At 68.8% G+C, this 18805-nt stretch carries 23 protein-coding genes; 10 read left to right on the forward strand and 13 right to left on the reverse strand.

The window, feature by feature from the left end; genetic code table 11:
- Positions 1-13: 13 nt before the first annotated feature.
- Entirely contained in the window at positions 14-469 is a 456-nt protein-coding gene (locus tag H0B43_RS09930) for an SRPBCC family protein (RefSeq protein WP_185728075.1), read from the reverse strand.
- Positions 470-803: 334 nt separating this feature from the next.
- Between H0B43_RS09930 and H0B43_RS09935 the strand changes: the two genes are divergently transcribed.
- From H0B43_RS09935 to H0B43_RS09945, 3 genes are all read left to right on the forward strand, one after another.
- Positions 804-1331: an ester cyclase gene (locus tag H0B43_RS09935; protein WP_185728074.1), complete on the forward strand. Its 528-nt coding sequence runs from the start codon at positions 804-806 to the stop codon at positions 1329-1331.
- 132 nt (positions 1332-1463) lie between these two features.
- Positions 1464-1772 carry a sugar phosphate isomerase/epimerase gene (locus H0B43_RS09940; RefSeq protein ID WP_252189830.1) on the forward strand — a complete coding sequence of 103 codons (309 nt, stop codon included), beginning with the start codon at positions 1464-1466 and terminating at the stop codon, positions 1770-1772.
- A 46-nt stretch (positions 1773-1818) separates the two neighbouring features.
- Positions 1819-2853, forward strand: coding sequence for a Gfo/Idh/MocA family oxidoreductase (locus H0B43_RS09945; protein ID WP_185728073.1), 1035 nt, complete (start codon positions 1819-1821; stop codon positions 2851-2853).
- Between the two features lie 21 nt (positions 2854-2874).
- Here the strand turns inward: H0B43_RS09945 and H0B43_RS09950 are convergent, their stop codons facing one another.
- Positions 2875-3159 (reverse strand): hypothetical protein, encoded by a 285-nt coding sequence (locus H0B43_RS09950; RefSeq protein WP_185728072.1) that lies wholly within the window; start codon positions 3157-3159, stop codon positions 2875-2877.
- 107 nt (positions 3160-3266) lie between these two features.
- Positions 3267-3791, reverse strand: coding sequence for a PadR family transcriptional regulator (locus tag H0B43_RS09955; RefSeq protein WP_185728071.1), 525 nt, complete (start codon positions 3789-3791; stop codon positions 3267-3269).
- A 102-nt stretch (positions 3792-3893) separates the two neighbouring features.
- Between H0B43_RS09955 and H0B43_RS09960 the strand changes: the two genes are divergently transcribed.
- The gene (locus H0B43_RS09960) at positions 3894-4376 is read left to right on the forward strand and encodes a DUF1707 domain-containing protein (protein WP_185728070.1); all 483 of its coding nucleotides are present in this window, start codon (positions 3894-3896) and stop codon (positions 4374-4376) included.
- A gap of 33 nt (positions 4377-4409) precedes the next feature.
- Here H0B43_RS09960 and H0B43_RS09965 read toward each other — a convergent pair whose 3' ends face one another.
- Together H0B43_RS09965 and H0B43_RS09970 are read right to left on the reverse strand one after the other, a co-directional pair.
- Positions 4410-5069, reverse strand: a complete 660-nt coding sequence (locus H0B43_RS09965) for a response regulator transcription factor (RefSeq protein WP_312034028.1) — start codon at positions 5067-5069, stop codon at positions 4410-4412.
- 17 nt (positions 5070-5086) lie between these two features.
- The gene (locus H0B43_RS09970) at positions 5087-6262 is read right to left on the reverse strand and encodes a histidine kinase (protein ID WP_185728068.1); all 1176 of its coding nucleotides are present in this window, start codon (positions 6260-6262) and stop codon (positions 5087-5089) included.
- Positions 6263-6441: 179 nt separating this feature from the next.
- Here H0B43_RS09970 and H0B43_RS09975 point away from each other — a divergent pair, with 179 nt between their 5' ends.
- The 3 genes from H0B43_RS09975 (at position 6442) to H0B43_RS09985 (ending at position 8236) form a co-directional block, all read left to right on the forward strand.
- Entirely contained in the window at positions 6442-6846 is a 405-nt protein-coding gene (locus H0B43_RS09975; RefSeq protein WP_185728067.1) for a hypothetical protein, read from the forward strand.
- Between the two features lie 138 nt (positions 6847-6984).
- Positions 6985-7143: a hypothetical protein gene (locus H0B43_RS09980; protein ID WP_185728066.1), complete on the forward strand. Its 159-nt coding sequence runs from the start codon at positions 6985-6987 to the stop codon at positions 7141-7143.
- Between the two features lie 73 nt (positions 7144-7216).
- Positions 7217-8236: a LacI family DNA-binding transcriptional regulator gene (locus H0B43_RS09985; protein WP_397517477.1), complete on the forward strand. Its 1020-nt coding sequence runs from the start codon at positions 7217-7219 to the stop codon at positions 8234-8236.
- Here the strand turns inward: H0B43_RS09985 and H0B43_RS09990 are convergent.
- Positions 8233-9141: a LysR family transcriptional regulator gene (locus H0B43_RS09990; protein ID WP_185730033.1), complete on the reverse strand. Its 909-nt coding sequence runs from the start codon at positions 9139-9141 to the stop codon at positions 8233-8235. The genes H0B43_RS09985 and H0B43_RS09990 overlap by 4 nt on opposite strands.
- Positions 9142-9296: 155 nt before the next feature.
- Here H0B43_RS09990 and H0B43_RS09995 point away from each other — a divergent pair, with 155 nt between their 5' ends.
- The 3 genes from H0B43_RS09995 to H0B43_RS10005 are packed head-to-tail and all read left to right on the forward strand — an operon-like array spanning position 9297 to position 12327.
- Positions 9297-10607 (forward strand): CitMHS family transporter, encoded by a 1311-nt coding sequence (locus H0B43_RS09995; RefSeq protein ID WP_185728065.1) that lies wholly within the window; start codon positions 9297-9299, stop codon positions 10605-10607.
- 29 nt (positions 10608-10636) lie between these two features.
- The gene (locus H0B43_RS10000; protein WP_185728064.1) at positions 10637-12010 is read left to right on the forward strand and encodes an acyclic terpene utilization AtuA family protein; all 1374 of its coding nucleotides are present in this window, start codon (positions 10637-10639) and stop codon (positions 12008-12010) included.
- Positions 12007-12327 (forward strand): hypothetical protein, encoded by a 321-nt coding sequence (locus H0B43_RS10005; RefSeq protein ID WP_185728063.1) that lies wholly within the window; start codon positions 12007-12009, stop codon positions 12325-12327. The genes H0B43_RS10000 and H0B43_RS10005 overlap by 4 nt, the downstream gene beginning before the upstream one ends.
- 4 nt (positions 12328-12331) lie before the next feature.
- Here H0B43_RS10005 and H0B43_RS10010 read toward each other — a convergent pair whose 3' ends face one another.
- From H0B43_RS10010 to H0B43_RS10040, 7 genes are read right to left on the reverse strand one after another with little or no spacing between them, the layout of a single operon-like run.
- A complete protein-coding gene (locus tag H0B43_RS10010; protein WP_185728062.1) occupies positions 12332-13726 on the reverse strand; it encodes an AMP-binding protein in 1395 nt (464 codons plus the stop codon).
- A complete protein-coding gene (locus tag H0B43_RS10015) occupies positions 13719-14321 on the reverse strand; it encodes an energy-coupling factor transporter transmembrane protein EcfT (RefSeq protein ID WP_185728061.1) in 603 nt (200 codons plus the stop codon). The genes H0B43_RS10010 and H0B43_RS10015 overlap by 8 nt, the downstream gene beginning before the upstream one ends.
- On the reverse strand, positions 14318-14998 hold the full coding sequence (locus tag H0B43_RS10020) for an energy-coupling factor ABC transporter ATP-binding protein (protein ID WP_185728060.1): 681 nt from the start codon (positions 14996-14998) through the stop codon (positions 14318-14320). Before H0B43_RS10020 ends, H0B43_RS10015 begins: the two co-directional genes overlap by 4 nt.
- On the reverse strand, positions 14995-16122 hold the full coding sequence (locus H0B43_RS10025; RefSeq protein ID WP_185728059.1) for a thiolase family protein: 1128 nt from the start codon (positions 16120-16122) through the stop codon (positions 14995-14997). Before H0B43_RS10025 ends, H0B43_RS10020 begins: the two co-directional genes overlap by 4 nt.
- A complete protein-coding gene (locus H0B43_RS42810) occupies positions 16119-17240 on the reverse strand; it encodes a class I adenylate-forming enzyme family protein (protein ID WP_185728058.1) in 1122 nt (373 codons plus the stop codon). Before H0B43_RS42810 ends, H0B43_RS10025 begins: the two co-directional genes overlap by 4 nt.
- A complete protein-coding gene (locus tag H0B43_RS10035) occupies positions 17237-17821 on the reverse strand; it encodes a biotin transporter BioY (protein ID WP_185728057.1) in 585 nt (194 codons plus the stop codon). Before H0B43_RS10035 ends, H0B43_RS42810 begins: the two co-directional genes overlap by 4 nt.
- Entirely contained in the window at positions 17818-18753 is a 936-nt protein-coding gene (locus tag H0B43_RS10040; RefSeq protein ID WP_185728056.1) for a DMT family transporter, read from the reverse strand. The genes H0B43_RS10035 and H0B43_RS10040 overlap by 4 nt, the downstream gene beginning before the upstream one ends.
- Positions 18754-18805: the final 52 nt, after the last annotated feature.

Consider the following 18805-nt stretch of genomic DNA (forward strand, 5'->3'; position numbering starts at 1 on the left):
TCACGCCGACGGTTCAGCCGTCGGCGGTAAGCAGGTCGGCGAGGTTATCCAGGCTCGCGCGGACTGTTCGTGAGTACGCCTTCGTGACGATGGGGTCCGCCAGCTTGCCGAAGACCCCGCCGAGACCGCTTTCGGTGTCGACTCGGTAGGTGAACAGGGTGCCGCCGTCGACTGCCTCGAGCTTGGTGGTTGCGGTGAACCCGATCTTGCCCTCCACCGATTTGGACGTGGCCACCTTCTCCGGCTGGTACTCCACAAATTCCGTCACCCACTCGACTCGCTTACCCAGGATTCGGGTGACGCCGCGCCATCGGGTACCCACTCCGAGCTCCCCGTCGGTGATCTGCTCGCATTCGACATTCGACGCTTCCCACGACGGCCAGTTCTCCGCCGACACGAGAAAGCTCCACACATCGGGTGTGGGGCGGGCAATGACGACGGAGTGCTCGACAACCGGCATTGTGATCATCCTTTTGTTGGTATTCGAATCGGCCGTGGCCTGCCTCGGCACGCTTTCCTGGATCAACACGTGCACAGAAGAATGGAGACTGGTCCGTTTTCATCGTCCTCCCAGCAGGGATCACTGTCACTGATCGTTAGGGGATCTAAGTGCTCTTTCCCTAGGCGAATCATCGATGACAACGCTGACGACGCGGAGGACAATAGAACCGACCGGTCTCGACACCTGGAGCCCCGCGCGGTCGTCGTGCGCCCAATAGTATCCAATAGTGAAGGGACCCAATTTATTTCCTTCAGTGCCGAGACTGGCACCAACGTGCGTCGCGGAACATGAAGGAGTGGAGATGCCCGATCACAGCCGTACCTCGATCACTGTCGCGCCGCCGAAGGACGTTTCGAACGCTCAACTCGTCCAGTGGGCCTTCGACCGCATCAACGCCCAGGACGTCGACAGTCTGCGAAATTTGTGGACCGTCGATACCACCGTGAACTTCCCGACCGGGACATGTCACGGGTCCGCTGAGATCGCCGCCTACTTCGACCAAGTCTTCGCCGCCGTCGAAGACTTCGCGTTCGACGTCGTCTCGATCGCCGAGTCGGGCAACGACGTCCTCGTCCACTGGCACCTGATGGGACGGCACGTAGGCACCTTCGTCGGCGTCGCCGGCACCGGGCGGCGAATCGAGTTCGAGGGATTCGACCATTTCGTCATCATGGACGGGAAGGTCGTCACCAACACTGTGCGCTACGACCAAATGGAGTTCGCGCGCCAGATAAAGCTGCTACCGCCCGACGGATCGATCGCGGATCGCGCATTGAAGGCCGCCTTCAACACCGCAACGCGCGTCGTGGGCATCGCTCGCCGTCACTAGTCGAACGCGCATGGGATCTTCGTCGTTCGTCGGAATTCCCGGTCGATACGAGTTCCTCAACCGTTACCTCTGCGGAAGGCATGAAACCAATGCGCCAGCTTGCTTCGACCCCGCCCGCGCAGACAAACAGTGATGGCTTCTACTGGGTGCATTGGACGCGCGAAAGGTGACAGCAGCCCCAACTGGATCACGACGGCGTGGCCCCCGGAGAACCTCGACGTCCTCGCCTACCAGTGGGACGACATCGCGATTCCCTGCCGGAAGGAACTTGCGGCGTTCGCCCGCGACCACGGCGTCAAGCTCGCGGTCGAAGCCTGCGGCGGCCAACTGGTCCACAACGTCTCGACGATGCTGCGGCTGATCGACAGCGTGGGCGACACCGTGGTGGGCGCGAACCGTTGCTCCGTCGAGCCACCCGACTGGACTCCCGCGAACGTCTGACAACACGATCTTGCCTTGTCCGAATGTCTTAACATAGTCTGCAACGATGAGCGTGAAGATCGGGATCGTCGGATACGGGTTGGGTGGCCGCTACTTCCATGCGCCGTTCGTCGAGGCTGCAGAGGGAATCACGCTGGGCGGCATCGTGACCCGATCGCCGTCCCGGATCGCCGAGGCCGCCGCCGACTTCCCCGACGTGCCGGTGTTCGCGAGTCTCGGCGAACTGATCGACTCGGGCGTCGACGCCGTCACGATCACCACCCCGCCGCAGACCCGGCGCGACCTCGTGCTCGAGGCCGTCGGGCGGGGTGCCCACGTGGTGGCCGACAAACCGTTCGCACCCGACGTCGAGACGGCCCGCGAGATGATCACCGCCGCCGACGGCGCCGGCGTGCTGCTCGGCGTGTTCCACAACCGCCGGTACGACGCGGACATCCGCACACTGAAGTCGGTGCTGCCGCGGCTCGGCGACATCTGGCGCGTCGAATCGCACTTCGACCTGGACGGCGCCGGCACACTCGAAGCCGGCCCGACCGGCGGGTTGCTGCGCGACATCGGCGCGCACGTCGTCGATCAGGTGCTGTGGCTGTTCGGTCTGGCGGAGCGAGTGGACGCCCACCTCGACTACGTCGATCTCCCCGAGGGGCGTACCGACGCCGGCTTCGTCGTCAACGTCACCCATCGCAGCGGCGTCTACTCGACCGTCTCGTCGACCAAGATCAACCACCTCGACGGGCGCCGGTTGCGCGCGTTCGGGAGCCTGGGCAGCTATGCCGCGGACGGGACGGACGTCCAGGCCCAGGCGCTCTTCGCGGGAACGCGACCGGTCGACGATCCCACCGGATGGGGCTACGAGGGGCGGGAGCGGTGGGGCGTTCTCCGCACCGCGGACGGAGCGGAAACGATCCCGTCGCAACAGGGTTCATACCAGGACTACTACACGCAGTTCGCGGCCGCCGTTGCCGGCACCGGCGAGCAACCGGTACCGGCCCGCGCCGCACTCGGCACCATCGCCGTGCTGGCGGCCGCGCGGGAAGCGGCGGAAACGGGCCGTTCGGTCGCCGTGCCGCCCATCGACTGAACGGACAAGACGGACTGCGCGTCAGCTCACCTGTTCTCCCGCACCGGCGGCGTCTTCGGAGGCCCGGCGGTCGAGGCGCTCGGCGTGGGACACCGCAGCCTCGAGGTGCCGATCGGCGGTGGTCAGGTCGAGGCGTGCGTCGCTGAGACCGTCGATGACCTCGATGAGTGCGGCGTCCTGGGCGACACCCTGCGAGCGCCCGCTTCTCGCGTCGAATTCCTCGGTCAGCTCCTTCATCCGCTGGATGAGATCGTGCAGATCGGATCGCAGCTGTTCCGCCTGCCGGGCCAGATCGGATCCGCTCATGCTTGCCTGCACTTCCTCGCCAGGGGAACACACACCGTCGGTTTCACGGTAGGCCAGGGCCATCCCGGCCGGGGCCGAAACCGCATGCCCGCGGCATGCGGTCGGAGTCACTCCCCGCCCGCGAGCCGGTTCTCGACGCGATCGAACCAGTCGAGAACCGCGCGCTCGTACACGATCCCGAAATCGAGGGTGGCCATGGCATAGCGGTTCGACTCGTGCGTGTCGGCGTCACGCTCGTACTCGGCGAGCTGACGCTCGTGGGCGGAACGGTGCACGTCGAGCATCGCGAACAACCGCTCGGGCGGAAGGTGCGCGCCGAACGCAACGGTGAGCAGCAACGGGTAGCGGATGTTCTCCGGGCCGGGCTCCCGGTCGATCCAGTCCGCGAACGCCCGACGCCCTTCTTCGGTCAGTGAGTAGGGCTTGCGCTCGCGGGCGCCCCGCTCCCCCGCCTCGATCAACCCGGCCCGCTCCATCGCCGTGAGCTCCCGGTACACCTGGCTGGTCGTGATCGACCAGAACTTGCCGATGCGCTCCTGAGCGGTTACCACCAGGTCCCACCCCGTCTTGGATCCCTCGTGCAGAAATCCGAGCAGCGACGCCGCGGTGGCATTGAGTGGGCGTTCGGCCATGGCACGTTCCTTCGCACGGTAGGGGTTGACATTCCACTGTGGCATATCGATCATGGAAACAACGACATTCCACAGTGGAATGTCACCGCCCAGGAGGGTCCGATGGCGTACACGGACAACATCCGGATTTCCGATTCCGAGCGTGAGCAGATCGTCGGTGAACTCGGCCGTCATCTCACCGCGGGGCGGCTGACCATCGGCGAGTTCGACCAGCGGGTCGCGCAGGTGTATCGGTCGATCACCCGGCACGAGGCGCAGCAGGCACTGATGGACCTTCCCGCCCAGGCCACCGCACCCGTGCCGGAACCGAAACCGACGGCACCGGCACGTCCGGCACTCCGGCGGCTGCCGGCGCATCAGCAGATCGAGTGGCTCGCCTGGCTTGCCGCCGGAACCATCAATCTCGCGATCTGGGGAATCATCTCGGTCGCCACCGGCACGATGCTCTACTTCTGGCCGGTGTGGGTGATCGGCCCGTGGGGGCTGGTCCTGCTGAGCCGGACACTGCTGGGCCGCGAGGGCACGTGCGGCGCCTTCGCGAGCGCGGTGCGGGACGACCGACTGCGGGCCACCGCGCGAAGCTGACCCGGCACGGGTCGAGATAACCTCTGCCGCAGCTCAATCTGCACCAGCGACACCCGGGGTGACGATGCCGTGGTCGAAGGCGTACACGATGGCGGCCGCGCGGTCGCGGAGGCCGAGCTTGACGAAGATATGGCCGACGTGACTCTTCACGGTCACCCCCGAGATACCCAGCTCCCGCCCGATCTCACCGTTGCTGTGTCCGCGCCCGATGAGCGCGAGCACATCGAGTTCGCGCGCGGTCAACTCCCCGAGCCTATTCCGACCCCCGCCCGACGGCGGGGCAACGGTCCGGTAGGCGGCGAGAACGCGTCCGGTCACCGACGGGTCCAGGCAGGCGCCACCGTCGGCAACCGTGCGCACCGCCCGGATCAGGTCCTCCGCGGGCGAATCCTTCAGGATGAATCCGGCCGCCCCGGCGCGAATGGATCCGGACAGCAGCTCGTCGTCGTCGAACGTCGTGAGCACCAGCACCGGCGGCGGTGCGGCGGTCGACTGGAGAGCGCGGGTCGCCTCGATCCCGTCGACTCGCTTCATCCGAAGGTCCATCAGCACGACATCCGGGGCGTGTTCCGCTACCGCACCGAGCACGTCCGCACCGTCGGCGCATTCGCCGACGATCACGAACCCGTCCTTGCGCCGCAGGATCCGGCGCAGCCCCGAGCGCACCAGTTCCTGGTCGTCGACCAGCAACACCGCGATCTCCGGCCCCGTCACGACAACCCCGGGAGGTGACGGAGAATCGCCGGCCTGCAGGAGTCGCGAGGCAGCGGGACCGCGGCGTGCACCGACCATCCCGCCACGTCCGGGCCTGCGCGGAGCCTGCCGCCGAGCAGCGCGGCGCGCTCCCGCATGCCCCGCAGACCGGACCCGGTCGACCCGTCCGGTGGGGTGACCGCGTCCGGGGTCGGGTTGCGGATGGTGAGGGTCGCGGAATCCGTCGCGATCGCGAGTCGCACGTCGGTGCTCGCGCCGGGAGCATGCTTGGCGACGTTCGCCAGCGACTCCTGCGTGATCCGGTAGATTCCGAGGCCGACGGCGCCGGTCACGGCGGAGAGGTCGCCGCGCAGGTCGAAGGTCACCGGTAGACCTGCGCGCCGGAAGTCGTCGATCAGGCCGGGTAGGTCGCCGACGCCGGGCTCGGGCCGGGTGCCCGCCGGGCCCACGTCGAGCAGTCCGACGGTGCGGCGGATGTCGGCCATCGCCTGCCGGCCGAGGCGCTCGGCGTCGGAGAGCGCGTCCACGGCGTCGTCGACGTCGCGGTCCTGCTCCAGCGCGCGCCGGGCGGCGGTCAGGTGCAGCAGCGTGATGCTCAGGGAGTGGGCGATGACGTCGTGCACCTCGCGGGCGATCCGCTGGCGCTCACGCGTGGCGGCCTGCTCGGCCTGAATGGTCTGCGACGCCCGCTCCTGATGCAGCAGTCGCAACTGCGTGAGCATCAGGTGGCCCAGCGCCCAGCCCAGCACGACGCCGGCGAGCGCGTACTGCGCACCGTCGAGTCGTCCCGCCAGGGCGAAGCCCGACAACACCGCCAGCGTGCCGAACAGGGTGGCGACGCTGACAGTCAGCGTGGCGGTGGCCGCGACCTCCCCGGTCAGGATCACGAGGATGAGCGGGGCGAAGTCGAAGGCGGTGTCGGGCTGCTGCAGAAGCAGCAGGGATGCCGCTGCGGTGACGACGACCGCGAGGAGCGGGCGCGGAAGCACGACACCCGGTCTGATCATGTCTCCCAGAACGGGAGTCACCGCGGCGACGAGTCCGCACAACAGGATCCACCCCGGCGGCACGAAGCCGTTGCGTTGCGCGACAGCGGCGCCGGCGACGACGACGCCGCCGATGTGCGCGAACAGGGGGACGCCGAGCGGATAGTCGTAGTCACTTTCCGCCACGCGTCGACGAAAGAACGCCGTCACCTGCACACGATCAGCGTAGGCGAAGACCCACCGCACCGCGTCGTCTCCGGAGCGGACGCACTCTCCACCCACGGTAGGAGACGAGAACGCGACCGTGGCACGGCGACACCGCGTGCGCCGCTCCGTAGCGTTGCCGTCATCAACCGAACGAGGAGGTGGCCGAGATGTCGTGGAACGATTTCCGTGCACGCCGGGCGGTGCTGGAAGAGATACTGGCGCGGGCGGACGCCGATCCCGTGGCGGCGCTCCGGTTCGACGAAGTTCCTTGCGCCCTCGAACTTTTCGGGTCGGGTGACAACGTCTTGCTGGCCCTTCAGCACCGGTGGAGCAACCACCTCGCCGCCCGCCTCGATCAGGCCGTCGACGACGGCACCCCTCTGAATGCGGCGTGGCGCGAGCTGGCCTGGGAACAACCGGCGTTGCGAGCACTGCTCGATGCCGCTGCTGCGCGATCCCTGCCGTTGCGCGGCGCACAACGCGACGAACACCGGATGATCGAGGCACACAACACCGGCCGACTGTCCGGCTACGGGAGCGAGCCGCGACCGATCGGCGCGTGAAGCCTCGGGTTGTCGAGTCCGGTTTCCAGTTCCCCCACGTAGGCGGAGTGCAGCAGGTCGGTGTCGCGGCGCGCGGAGTCGACGTGCAGCCCGTCCGGGCCGCAGTGGGTCGTGTCGATACCGAGTCCGATTCCCGCAGTGATTATTCCGCCGGAACCGAATACCTCGGCGCGCGCGTCCGGCCGGATCAGGGTCGGCGGCCGCGGCCGCCACGACCAGGTCGGTATGGCTCCGCGCGGGGGCGGTGATCAGCACGGCATCGACCTCGTCGCACCGATCGTCGCGATGCGGACGTGAAACTCGTGAGATCATTGGTCGAGAGCGGCCGCGAACGGACAGCGCGAGCCCCGGAAGACAAGGAGCCGTGCACGTGGCCGAACCGGTAGTGGCGTCGACCGGTGGCACCCGTCCGACGATGGGCGATGTCGCGCGAGCGGCAGGCGTTTCCACCGCGCTCGTCTCGATCGTGATGCGGGGCGTTCCCGGCGCCAGCGAGGCGACCCGCCGGCGCGTGCTCGAGATCGCCGACGACATGGGCTACGTGCCGGACCGTCGCGCGCAGAAACTGCGGCAGGCCAGTTCCCGGCTCCTCGGAGTGGTGTTCGAACTGCAGCAACCGTTCCACGGCGATCTCGTCGAACAGATCTACGCGGCGGCGGCGCGGCGCGGATACGACGTCATGCTCAGCGCGGTCGCGCCGAGCCGCGCCGAGCAGGTCGCGGTGCAGGCGCTGATGCGGGAGCGCTGTGAGGCCGCGATCCTTCTCGGATCCCGATTCGACGCCGACGCGCTCGGTGAACTGGCCGACCGCGTGCCCGCTCTGGTCGTGGCGCGGTCGAGCGGCCTGCCCGGGGTCGGTGCGGTCCGCGGCGACGACGTCACCGGCATCACCCTCGCCGTCGACCACCTCGCCGAACTCGGGCACCGGCGTATCGCCCACATCGACGGCGCCGACGCACCCGGCGGCTCGGACCGCCGGGCCGGCTTCCTGGCTGCGATGGGCCGGCACGGGCTGTCGGAGACGGCAACGGTCGTCACCGGTGGCCCCACGGAAACCGAAGGCGCACAGGGAATGCAGGAGCTTCTGGAGATGACTGATCCCCCGACCGCCGTCGTCGCCTTCAACGATCGGTGCGCCACCGGTGTGCTGGACCTCCTGGTCCGCCGCGGCCTGGACGTGCCCGCGGACATCTCCGTCGTGGGCTACGACGACTCCCGACTGGCGAGGATTCCGCACGTGCAGATGACGACGATCTCCCAGGACGCCACGCAGATGGCCGACGCCGCCGTCGACGGCGCGCTGGCCCAGATCGCCGGGCACGAGGCCGTCGACCTCGTGCTCGCCCCGCGCCTGATCCGGCGGTCGACCACCGGCCCTGTCTCGGGCTAGCCGGAATCGACAGCTCGTTCGGCGAGAAGCGTGTTCACGAAACCGCGAGTGCTCGCCGTCTGCGGCCGGCCGGCCACCTGGACGAGTGAGATGGTGCGGTCGACTCTCGGGTGCAGGGGTATGTGGACGAGACCGGCGAACGAGATCATCGGAAGCACGAGTTCGGGCACCGCAGTGACCCCGAGACCGGCGGCGGCCAATCCCGCTACCGCACCGATGTTTTGCGCCTGCATGACCGGGCCGAGTTCGATGCGAGCATCCTCGAGGGCCCGGCGGACGGGCGCCGCGATACTGCTCTCGGGTCCGAACGCGATGAACGGCTGCCCGGCGAGGTCCGCCCACCGGAGCGTCGGCCGATCGGCGAACGGATGCGACGGCGGGACAGCGCAATAGAAGGAGTCGCTCGTCAGAACGTCCTGGCGCAGGCCGGGCAGAACCCCCGACGTAGTGACCAGGGCGAGGTCGACGGTGCCCGAGTACACGGCATCGAGCACCTCCTGCCGTAGTCCGTCCCGGATCTGGAGGCGCACGTCGGGGTGCCGCTCGCGGAAGTTCACCACATACGGCGGAAGGAACGTGGCCGCGAGCGACGGCAGGCACGCCACCGTGACTATTCCGCGGTCCCCGGTGACGAAACGCTCGATCTGGGTGAGCCCGTCGTCGAAGTCGTGGAGCATCCGCCGGGCGTGCTCGATGATCTCGTGCCCGTGCGTGGTCAGCTCGACGCGGCGAGTGGTGCGGTCGAACAGCGTGACGTCGAGTCTGCGCTCGGCCTCGGCGACCGAGCGGCTCAGCGAGGACTGCGAGACGTCGAGTGCGTGGGCCGCCGACGTGAAGCTCGCGTAGTCGGCGATGGCGACGATGCTCCTCAGGTGAGAGATCCCGAGATTGATGCTCATGCGCATCATTATGGCCGTTATTCATGCGCTGGCGAGTCGCTCCACCGCCTTCGGCTGCGCTCGTACATTCATGAGTTCAACTCATGAATCGATCGGCCATTGATATTTGACGCGCAATTGTGAGCCGCGCGACACTGAGACTCCGTTTCGAAGGAGGTCACATGGTTGCCGCGCTCGGCTTCGCCACGATCGCTTGTTTCCTGGCGCTCGCGTTCAGCCGACGGGTCTCGGTGCTCGTCGCGCTGATCCTCGTCCCCATCGCGTTCGCGATCGTGGGCGGTTGGGCACCCGACCTCGGGAACATGGTGGGCGACGGTCTGCTGAAGGTCGCGCCCGTCGCGATCATGATCGCCTTCGCGGTCCTGTATTTCAGCCTGATGGTCGACGTGGGACTGTTCGATCCCGCGATCCGCCGCATCGTCGGATGGGCCGGGGGCAATCCCACCAAGATCGCCGTCGGAACCGCGGTGCTGACCCTGCTCGTCGCACTCGACGGCGACGGCACGTCGACCTTCCTCATCACCATCTCGGCACTGCTCCCCATCTACCAGCGGCTCGGGATGCGCCCCGTCGTCCTGACCGGCATCGTCTGTCTCGCCGCGGGTCTCATGAACATGATTCCGTGGGGCGGCCCGACCGTCCGCGCCATGGCGGCGCTCGACGTGACCAGCGCCGACATCTTCACGCCGGTTCTGCCCGCCATGGGGGCCGGCGTGCTGTGGGTCCTGTTCTCCGCCTACATGATCGGCCGCACGGAACGGAAGCGGCTCGGCGTCACCGAACTGACGGCTCCCGGCGGCGGTGGCCCCGGCACGCCGCACATTTCCGACGCGCCGGTCCGCACCGGCCGCCAGCGGGCGGTCATGGCGTTCAACACGGTGCTCACTCTCGCCCTGATCGTGATCCTGCTGTTCCAGCTCGTGCCGCTCGAGGTGGCATTCGCCATTGCATTCGCGCTCGCGCTCGCCGTCAACCGGCCGAAGTGGGCCGACCAGCAGGCTCTGTTCGCGAAACACGGCGGCAACGTCACCATGGTGGTGGTGATGATCCTCGCGGCCGGCGTGCTCACCGGCATCCTCAACGGCACCGGGATGATCACCGCGATGGCCGAAACCTTCGTCTCCTGGATTCCGCAGTCCGCCGGCTCCCTCATCCCCGTCATCACCGCCGTCACATCGATGCCGCTCAGCCTGGTCTTCACCCCGGACGCCTACTACTTCGGCGTCGTACCGGTGCTCGCGGAGACCACCGCATCGTTCGGGGGTGACCCGGCGGAGATCGGCCGCGCCGCAATCCTCGGGCAGATGACCACCGGTTTTCCGCTCAGCCCGCTCACCGCCGCGACGTTCATCCTGATCGGACTGAGCAAGGTCGAGCTCGGCAAGCACCAGCGTTTCATCTTCGGCTGGGCCTTCGGGACCACGATCGTCATGACCGTCGTGGCGCTGTTCACCGGCGCCCTCTCGCTGTAATCAGCCCACAAGCAAAGGACTCCGAGCCCGTGACCCCATCGAGCACCCGCGGTAGCGCCTCGCGGAGCGTGCGACTCGGCGCAGGATCCGGGTTCTCCGGGGATCGCATCGACCCTGCCGAGAAACTCGCCCGCCGCGCCGACCTCGACTACCTGATCTTCGAATGCCTCGGCGAACGCACCGTCGCCGCCGGGAACTCTCGCCGCCTCGAGGATCCGGGCGCAGGATACGATCCGCTGCTCGCCGCACGCATGCGCGCGGTTCTTCCGTACACACTCGCATCCGGGACCACGGTGATCACCAACGCCGGTGCCGCGAACCCGCTCGCCGCTGCAGAGCTGGTCTCCGGCATCGCGTCCCGATCCGCCGACCGAGGCGTGCGCATCGCCGCGGTCACCGGTGACGCGGTCCTCGACCAGGTGTTGCGCCACGACCCCGTCGTGTGGGAAACCGGGAAACGACTGTCGGAGCACGACGAGCTGCTCGTCTCCGCGAACGCGTACATCGGGGCGGAGGCCGTGATTCCCGCGCTCGAGCTGGACGCCGACGTCGTCGTCACCGGCCGCCTGGCCGATCCCTCCCTCTACGTCGCCCCACTCGCCCATCATTTCGGGTGGGACCTGGCCGACCACGCCACCATCGGCGCCGCCACCGCGATCGGGCACCTGCTCGAATGCGCCGGTCAACTCACGGGCGGGTACTACGCGGATCCCGTCACCAAACCGGTGAAGGGCATGGCCGATCTCGGGTTCCCGTTCGCCGACGTCCTCGCGGACGGATCGGCGACATTCGGCAAACTCGATGGATCGGGCGGCATCCTCACCGAACGAACCTGCGCCGAGCAACTCCTCTACGAGGTGGGCGATCCCACCTCGTATCTGACGCCGGACGTCACCGCGGATTTCGGCAACGTGTCGTTCACCGGTGTCGGACCCGACCGGGTCACCATCACCGGTGCAACGGGGCGCCCCCGCCCACAGCAGCTGAAGGTCACCCTCGGCTTCCGCGGCGGCTGGCTCGGTGAGGGGCAGATCAGCTACGCGGGCCCGCGTGCCTACCCCCGCGCCCAGCTCGCGGCGGAGATCGTCACCGAACGACTCGTCGACGTGCACGGCTTTCCCGAGGACGCCGTCTCCGTCGAATATATCGGCGCCGGTGCGGCTTTCCGCGGACTCGACACGGACACCGGCGCCCACGAGGTGCGGGTGCGGGTCGCCGCCCGCGCACGAACCCGGGAGGAAGCCGATCTCGTCGGCTGGGAGGTGGAGAGCCTGTACACCAACGGACCGGCCGGCGGGGGCGGGGCCCGACGCTCGTCGACCGAGGTACTCGCGATCCGCTCGTGCACACTGCCCCGCGATCTCGTGTCCACCCGCGTCCATCTCACGGAGGTTCCGAAATGACGACGCCCGCAACCGTTCAGCGAGTCGACGCACTCGCCGACGTCCGTGCCGGCGACAAGGGCGACACTCTCATCGTCGCCGTGCTGGCCCGCGACCACGCCGCCTACCGTCATCTCACCGAGAGGCTGACCGAAGACGTCGTCGCCGCCCACTACGGTGAACTGGTCACCGGGACGGCCCGGCGCACCGTGCAGCCGAACCTGCTGGCGATGGTGGTCGAGTTGCCCGGCGTCCTCGGCGGCGGCGTCACCGGTTCACCCGCACTCGACGGGCACGGCAAGACGCTGGGTTACCACCTGCTCAGTCTCGAAATCTGATGGGCTATGCGGGATTACGATCCCGAGACGCGGCCAGGGTGGCCGCCAGCGCCGGACGGTCGAGCTTGCCGCGCGGGGTCCGCGGCAGACTGTCGACCACGAGAACCTGCACCGGCATGCTCGGGCTCGGCAGCGTGGCCCGCAAGTGCCGCCAGATGTCGCTGGACCTCGGCTCGGCGCCGTCCACGACGATCGCGGCGGCCGGCGCCTCGCCCATCCGACTGTCGGGCACGCCGATGCACGCCGCCTCCACGACACCGGGGAGCGCGATCAGTGCGGCTTCGACGGCGGCAGGTTCGACGTTGAGGCCCGCCCGGATCACCGTGTCGGTGGCGCGGCCGAACAGGTGCAGGCCGGTGCCCACCACCCGGCCGCGGTCTCCTACCGTCATCCACCCGTCGGAAGGTCCGTCCACCACACCGTCTTCGGTGAGGTACCCGTCGAACAGCATGTCGCTGCGCACGTAGACCAGACCGTCGCGGATCTCCACGTCGACACCGTCGAACAATTCGCCTACCGAATGCTCGTCGTCCGCGCCGAGTCCCCTGTCGAACGACACGAAGCTCAATTCGGATGCTCCGTAGAAGTGCACGAGCGACGCATTCGGCAGGACGTCCTGCAACGCCTCACGCCCCGTGCGCGGCCAGCGGGCCGCCGAGGACAGCACCTCCCGGATACTTCCGACCGTCCCGATCCCCGACCGCACCACGTCCCAGGCGATGGTCGGTACCGAATACAGATGCGTCGGCGCGTCGAGCAACGACTGCGTGACCGGCCGCAGATCCACCGTCGCGCCGCGGGTGAGGGCGTGCAGCGCGCCGTACAGGAAATGCGTGTGGTCGAGGACTCCGGGCACCGACACGCGGTCTCCACTGCCGATGTCGAACGTCGTGTCGGATCGATCGAGAGTCGTGGCCCACGACCGCTGGTTGCGCACGAACAGGTTCGGCTCACCGGTGGTGCCGGAGGTGATGCCGACCAGCAGTTCGGCGCCGGGGTGCGCCCGGCGTGCGATTCCGTCGGATTCCAGGCTGCCGGCGGTCTCGATGGTGCCGTCGAATCCCAATCTCCGAAGCCGGGTGTGCTGGTTGGGTGCGGCCACCACGGCGCCCGGCTTCGCGAGTTCGAGTACCCGAGTCAACTGCCCGGGCAGCAGGTGCCGGTGCAGCAGCACAACACTGACACCCGCGTGCATCGCCGCCGCGACGGCGACCAGTGACCCGACGTCGGATGTCGGCAGCACGGCGAGCCGGTCCATGCCGTCGAGCCCGGCCGCGGTCCGTGCGACCCTCGTCCAGAATCGGCCGTAGTCCACGGTTTCCCGAGCGGACACCACCGCGACGGTGTCCCCGTTCTCGGTCGCGCGCGCCGCGATCCGCTCGGCGAGCAACTCAGTCATCGTCCACTCCCCGGGCGACGAGGGCGTCACCCATCGCGTCTGCGGTCCGCAGTGCGCGGACCAGAACGGGTGTGGCGAGCGCCGTCATCGACCACTGCAGCCCGCGGGCCTTGCGGGCCTGCGCCACCTCCTGCACGATCCCGGTGAGCAGCGGGATGCACCGGATCGTCAGTGCGAGCAGGAGTCCGATCCGGTCGGGATCGACCCCGAAGCGCCGCAGCGGCCCGAGTGCACGCGACACGGTGTCGAGCATGTCCGTCACCCGGGTGGTGAGCGTGACCAGGGCCGCGAGCGCGACCGAGATCAGCAGCACCCCGCACACGACGACGGCACGCGCGGGCGAGGTGATCCATACCTGGAACACGGCGATGATCAGCAACATCCACACCACCGGCCGCAACTGCGCGACCGCGACGGTCCACGGAATGCGGGCCACGGCGAACAGCAGGCCCACCACCACGACGACGACACCGACCTCGAGGGGGGTGCGCACGAACACGGTGGCCGCCAGGATCGACGCAATCAACAGCACCAGTTTCAGCCCGGCCGGCATGCGGTGCACCAGCGAGTCGCCCGGTCGGTACAGGCCGATCATTCGACCAGCTGGCGGTAGGCGGGGACGGCGTCTTCGGGGCTGCCGTCGAACGCGACGAGGCCGTCGTCGATGACGATGACCCGCTCGAAACTCTCCAGCAACGCCAGTTGGTGCGTCACGACGATCACCTGCTGATCCATCGAATCGAGCGCGTCGGCCACCACGCGGGCGTTGCGCAGATCCAGCAGCGTGGTCGGCTCGTCGGCGATGATCACCTCGGGCCTGCGGATGAGGACGGCACCGATCGCGAGCAACTGCTTCTGCCCGCCGGACAGCAGGTGCGCGGGATGCTCGGCATGCTTGTCGAGCCGGAACCGGACCAGGATCTCCTCGACGCGGGCCGCGATCTCCTGTTTGCTCAGACCGGAGCGGCGCAGCGAGAACGCCAGGTCCTCGGACACCGTGGGCATGACGATCTGGGTGTCGGGGTCGGTGAACACGAACCCCACCTTGCGCCGCACGTACGCACCTTTTTTGGCGGCGTCGACGCCGTCGACCGTGACAGTGCCGGAGGTGGGTTTCAGCAACCCGTTGATCATCCGTGCCAGCGTCGACTTGCCGGAACCGTTGGATCCGATGATGCCGACGCGGCGCTCCGAGAACCGCAGGTCGACGCCGCGCAGCACCTGGCGGTCACCGAAGGCGTGGCTCACCGAGTCGAAGACGATCTCGCTCACGACACGCGCTCCACCAACATCGCGATGCCCTGGCCGCCGCCGATGGCGCACGCCGCCAGCCCCAGTGCGGGACCGTTCTCCCGCAGCATCTGACTTGCCAAGCGCACCAACAGAATCGCCCCCGACGCACCCCACGGGTGTCCCATCGCGATGGCGCCGCCCTGCGGGCAGATCACGGATTCGTCCAGCCCGAGTTCGTCCGACACGGCCAGCACCACCGACGCGAACGCCTCGGTGATCTCCACGACGCCGAGATCGGCCACGTCGTGTCCGGTTCTCTTCAGGAGTTTGCGGATCGCGGGCACCGGGCCGAGGCCGGGCAGCGCCGGATCCGATCCCGCGACGGCCGAGCCGAGTACCCGCAGCGCCGGCAGTCCGGCCGCCAGTGCTTCGGTGGTCACCGCCAGCACCGCGGCGCCGTCCGAGATGCCGCACGAATTGCCCGCCGTGGCCGTCCCGCCGGCACCGAAGCTGGGGCGCAACCGTGCGAGCCGGGCCTCGGTCATGCCGGCGCGGATACGTTGATCCCGCGCGAGGCCACCGATCGGCACGATTTCCGACGAGAAGTCGGCCGCGGCCGCGAGGGTGTGCGACCGCGCCGCGTACGCATCCTGCCGTTCCCGGCTGATGCCGCGGGCCCGCGCCAGATCGTCCGCGGCCACGCCCATGTCGGGGTCGGAAAATTCCTGCGGCGCAAAGGGAGCACGGGTGTACCGCACCGGATCGGCGCCCGCGACCGGCGGCCAGAACCGCCACGGCGCGGTGCTCGCCGACTCGACGCCACCCGCCAGGATGAGGTCGTCGGCGCCGCTGCGCACGCGCAGCGCGGCCTGCATCACCGCGTCGAGTCCGGAACCGCACTGCCGATCGACGGTGACCCCCGGAACGTCCACGCCCAGCCCCGCCCGCAGGGCCGCGACCCGCGCCGGGTCACCACCCGGTCCGAGGCAGTTGCCGAGCACGACGTCGTCGACCTCCGCCTCGATCCCCACCCCTCGCAATGACGACAGGACGTCGCGCAGGACGGGGGCAGCCAGATCGGTGGTGGTCAGGTCGGCGAACCCGTGCCCGGCATTGCCGATCGGCGTCCGACGCGGCGCCACCAGTACAGGGACAGAGCTCATGCCAGCAAGTCTCTCACCCGACCCCGCGCGACCTTGCCACTGGCGGTGCGGGGCAGCGACTCGATCCGCACCCAGCGGCGGGGCAGCGCTTCCTTCGTCAGTACCCGGCGCGCTCGCGAGCGGACTTCCTCGATTTCTGCGGTGCCGTCCAGCTCGACCACGGCGGTGACCGTCTCCCCGAGCACCGAGTGCGGCGATCCGACCACGGCGGCCGCGCCGACACCGTCGACGGTTTCGAGGATGCGCTCGACGTCCTCGGCGACCACCGTGGTGCCGCCGACGTTGATCGCGGACTCGCCCCGGCCGCGGACCGTCAGCTCACCGTTCGCACCGAGTTCCGCCAGGTCGCCGACACCGAACCAGTCCGGCGCCCCGATCACGCTGTACGGGGAGCGGACGTAGAGCAGACCGTCGCGGATGTCGGCGTCGACGCCGTCCAGCAGCCGCAGCGGTTCGGGAACCCGCCGCGCGGCGACGAGGGAGAGTTCCGCGGCGCCGTAGTACTCGACGATCTCGATGCCGTCCGCCACCGCGCGGGCGCCGTCGTCCAGGGCGGTGCCGGCGACGACGGCCGTGCGCAGCTTCGGAGCCTTCCCCACCACCTCACGGAGGACGGCGGGGACGGCGTGCACCGCCGTCGCCTCCGACGGATCGTCGGTGACGCACGCGCCGCGCCACAGTGCGTGCACCGCGCCGAACAGGTGCATCGTGGCGTGCAGCGGACCGGTGATCAGCACGCGGTCCGCGGCGGAGATCCCGGTGATCGCGGTGAAGGCCGGGAAGCTGTCGAACCAGGACGCCGCGGTGCGGGCGAGGGGACGGGGCCTGCCCGTCGAGCCGGACGTGGCCACCAGTAGAAAGGCCGACGGCGGGATGTCCGCGCGGTCGGGGCGGGCCTCGGGGTTCTCGACGATCACCGTGGTTCCCCGCCGCGCGGCGGCGCAGACGCGGATCAACGCGTCCGGAACCGGCAACTCGGACGCGTCCGTGACGGATGAGCCTGCGCCGTGTTCGTCGATCCACTGCTCGATCGCACGGTCGAGTTGGGCGTACGTGTACGTGCGACCGCCGACGTCGAGGGCGGGCTGATCGCCGGCGCCGCCGAGTTCGGAACTCACGTACGAATCAGGCCCGGGTACGCGCGGTGCACACTCTTGGCGACGACGGTCGCGACGACGACCTTCAGCAGGTCGCCCGGGATGAAGGCGAAGTTGGTGGTGATGGCGGCGCCGACCCCCAGATCGGTGCGGAGCAGCAGTCCGACGGTGCCGAAGGCGTAGATGACGACGATCCCACCCAGTGCATTGATCAGCAGACCGGGGACCAGCGGGTACTTCGGCAGGATGCGGGCGGTGAGGAATCCGATGACCAGCGTCGCGGGAATCCAGCCGACGAGGTATCCGGCACTGGGCCCGGCGAGCGCGGTCAGTCCGGTGCGGCCACCGGACAGCAATGGGAGACCGATCAGGGTCAGCGCGAGGAAGACCGCGACGGCGGCGGTGCCCTTGCGGGCCCCGAGGACCGCGCCGGCGAGGATGACGCCGAGGGTCTGCAGCGTGATCGGCACGCCGCTGAATCCGACCGTGATCGCACCGGGCAACCCCAGGGCGGCGATCAGCGCGGCGAATACGGCGATCTGCGCCATGTCCCGGGCCGAAATTCCGAGCCTCGACACCCGAGCACTCCCCACATCTGTCACGACGACTCCTCTTGCTGCACACTTGAACGACGTTCAAGATAGCAGGTCGACGGTGCCTGCGGTGGGCCGGACTCCGCGGCCCCGCCCTCGTCGGGAGGTGTGCGTGCCCCGGACCGCGCCGCGCCGATGCCCGCCGCGACCACGAAGCCGATCCCGGCCACGGCCCACTGATCCGGAACCTGGTGCAACACGACGAGCCCGATGATCAGAGCGAACGCCGGTTCGAGGCTCATCAGGGTCCCGAACGCCGCCGTGGTGAGGCGGCGCAGGGCGAGCATCTCCAGGGTGAACGGCACGACCGGCAGCAGTATCGCCAGACCCAGCCCGAGGAGCAACAGTTCCGGTGTCATCTTCGCGAGCATCGACGGTCCGCCGACGACGGTCGCCACCACACCGGCGACCGGCATCGACACCGCCAGCCCGCTGACACCGGCAACTTCGTCGCCCACCCGCTGGGTCAGCACGATGTAGAGCGCCCAGCACCCGGCCGCACCGAGGGCGAACAGGATTCCGACGGGATCGACTCCCCCGGCCCACGGTTGCGTCAGGAGCACGACACCGACCGCCGCCAGCGCCGGCCACTTCAGGCTGCCCCGCCCGTGCAGGACGGCGACGCCGAGTGGACCGAGAAATTCCAGCGCACTCGCGGTGCCGAGTGGTATCCGCTGCACCGCGGCCATGAACAGCAAGGTCACCGCCGCCGTGACCACTCCGAGCAGCACACAGGCCACGAGGGACGACCGCGTGAACGCCTTCGGGCGGGGACGCACGATCACGACCAGCAGTACCCCGGCCCACGCCAGACGCAGCCAGGCGGCGCCGTCGGCACCGACGCGGTCGGACACGCCCACGGAGATCGCGAGCCCGATCTGCACGCACAGCATCGACGTGAGCGCCATCATCGCGCCGACATGAGGGGTGTTCCTGGTCATGCGAACATTGAAAACCCCGTCAACCGTTCACGTCCACGTGACTTTCATGGAC

The sequence above is a fragment of the Rhodococcus sp. 4CII genome, assembly GCF_014256275.1.
Classification (GTDB): Bacteria; Actinomycetota; Actinomycetes; order Mycobacteriales; family Mycobacteriaceae; genus Rhodococcus_F; species Rhodococcus_F wratislaviensis_A.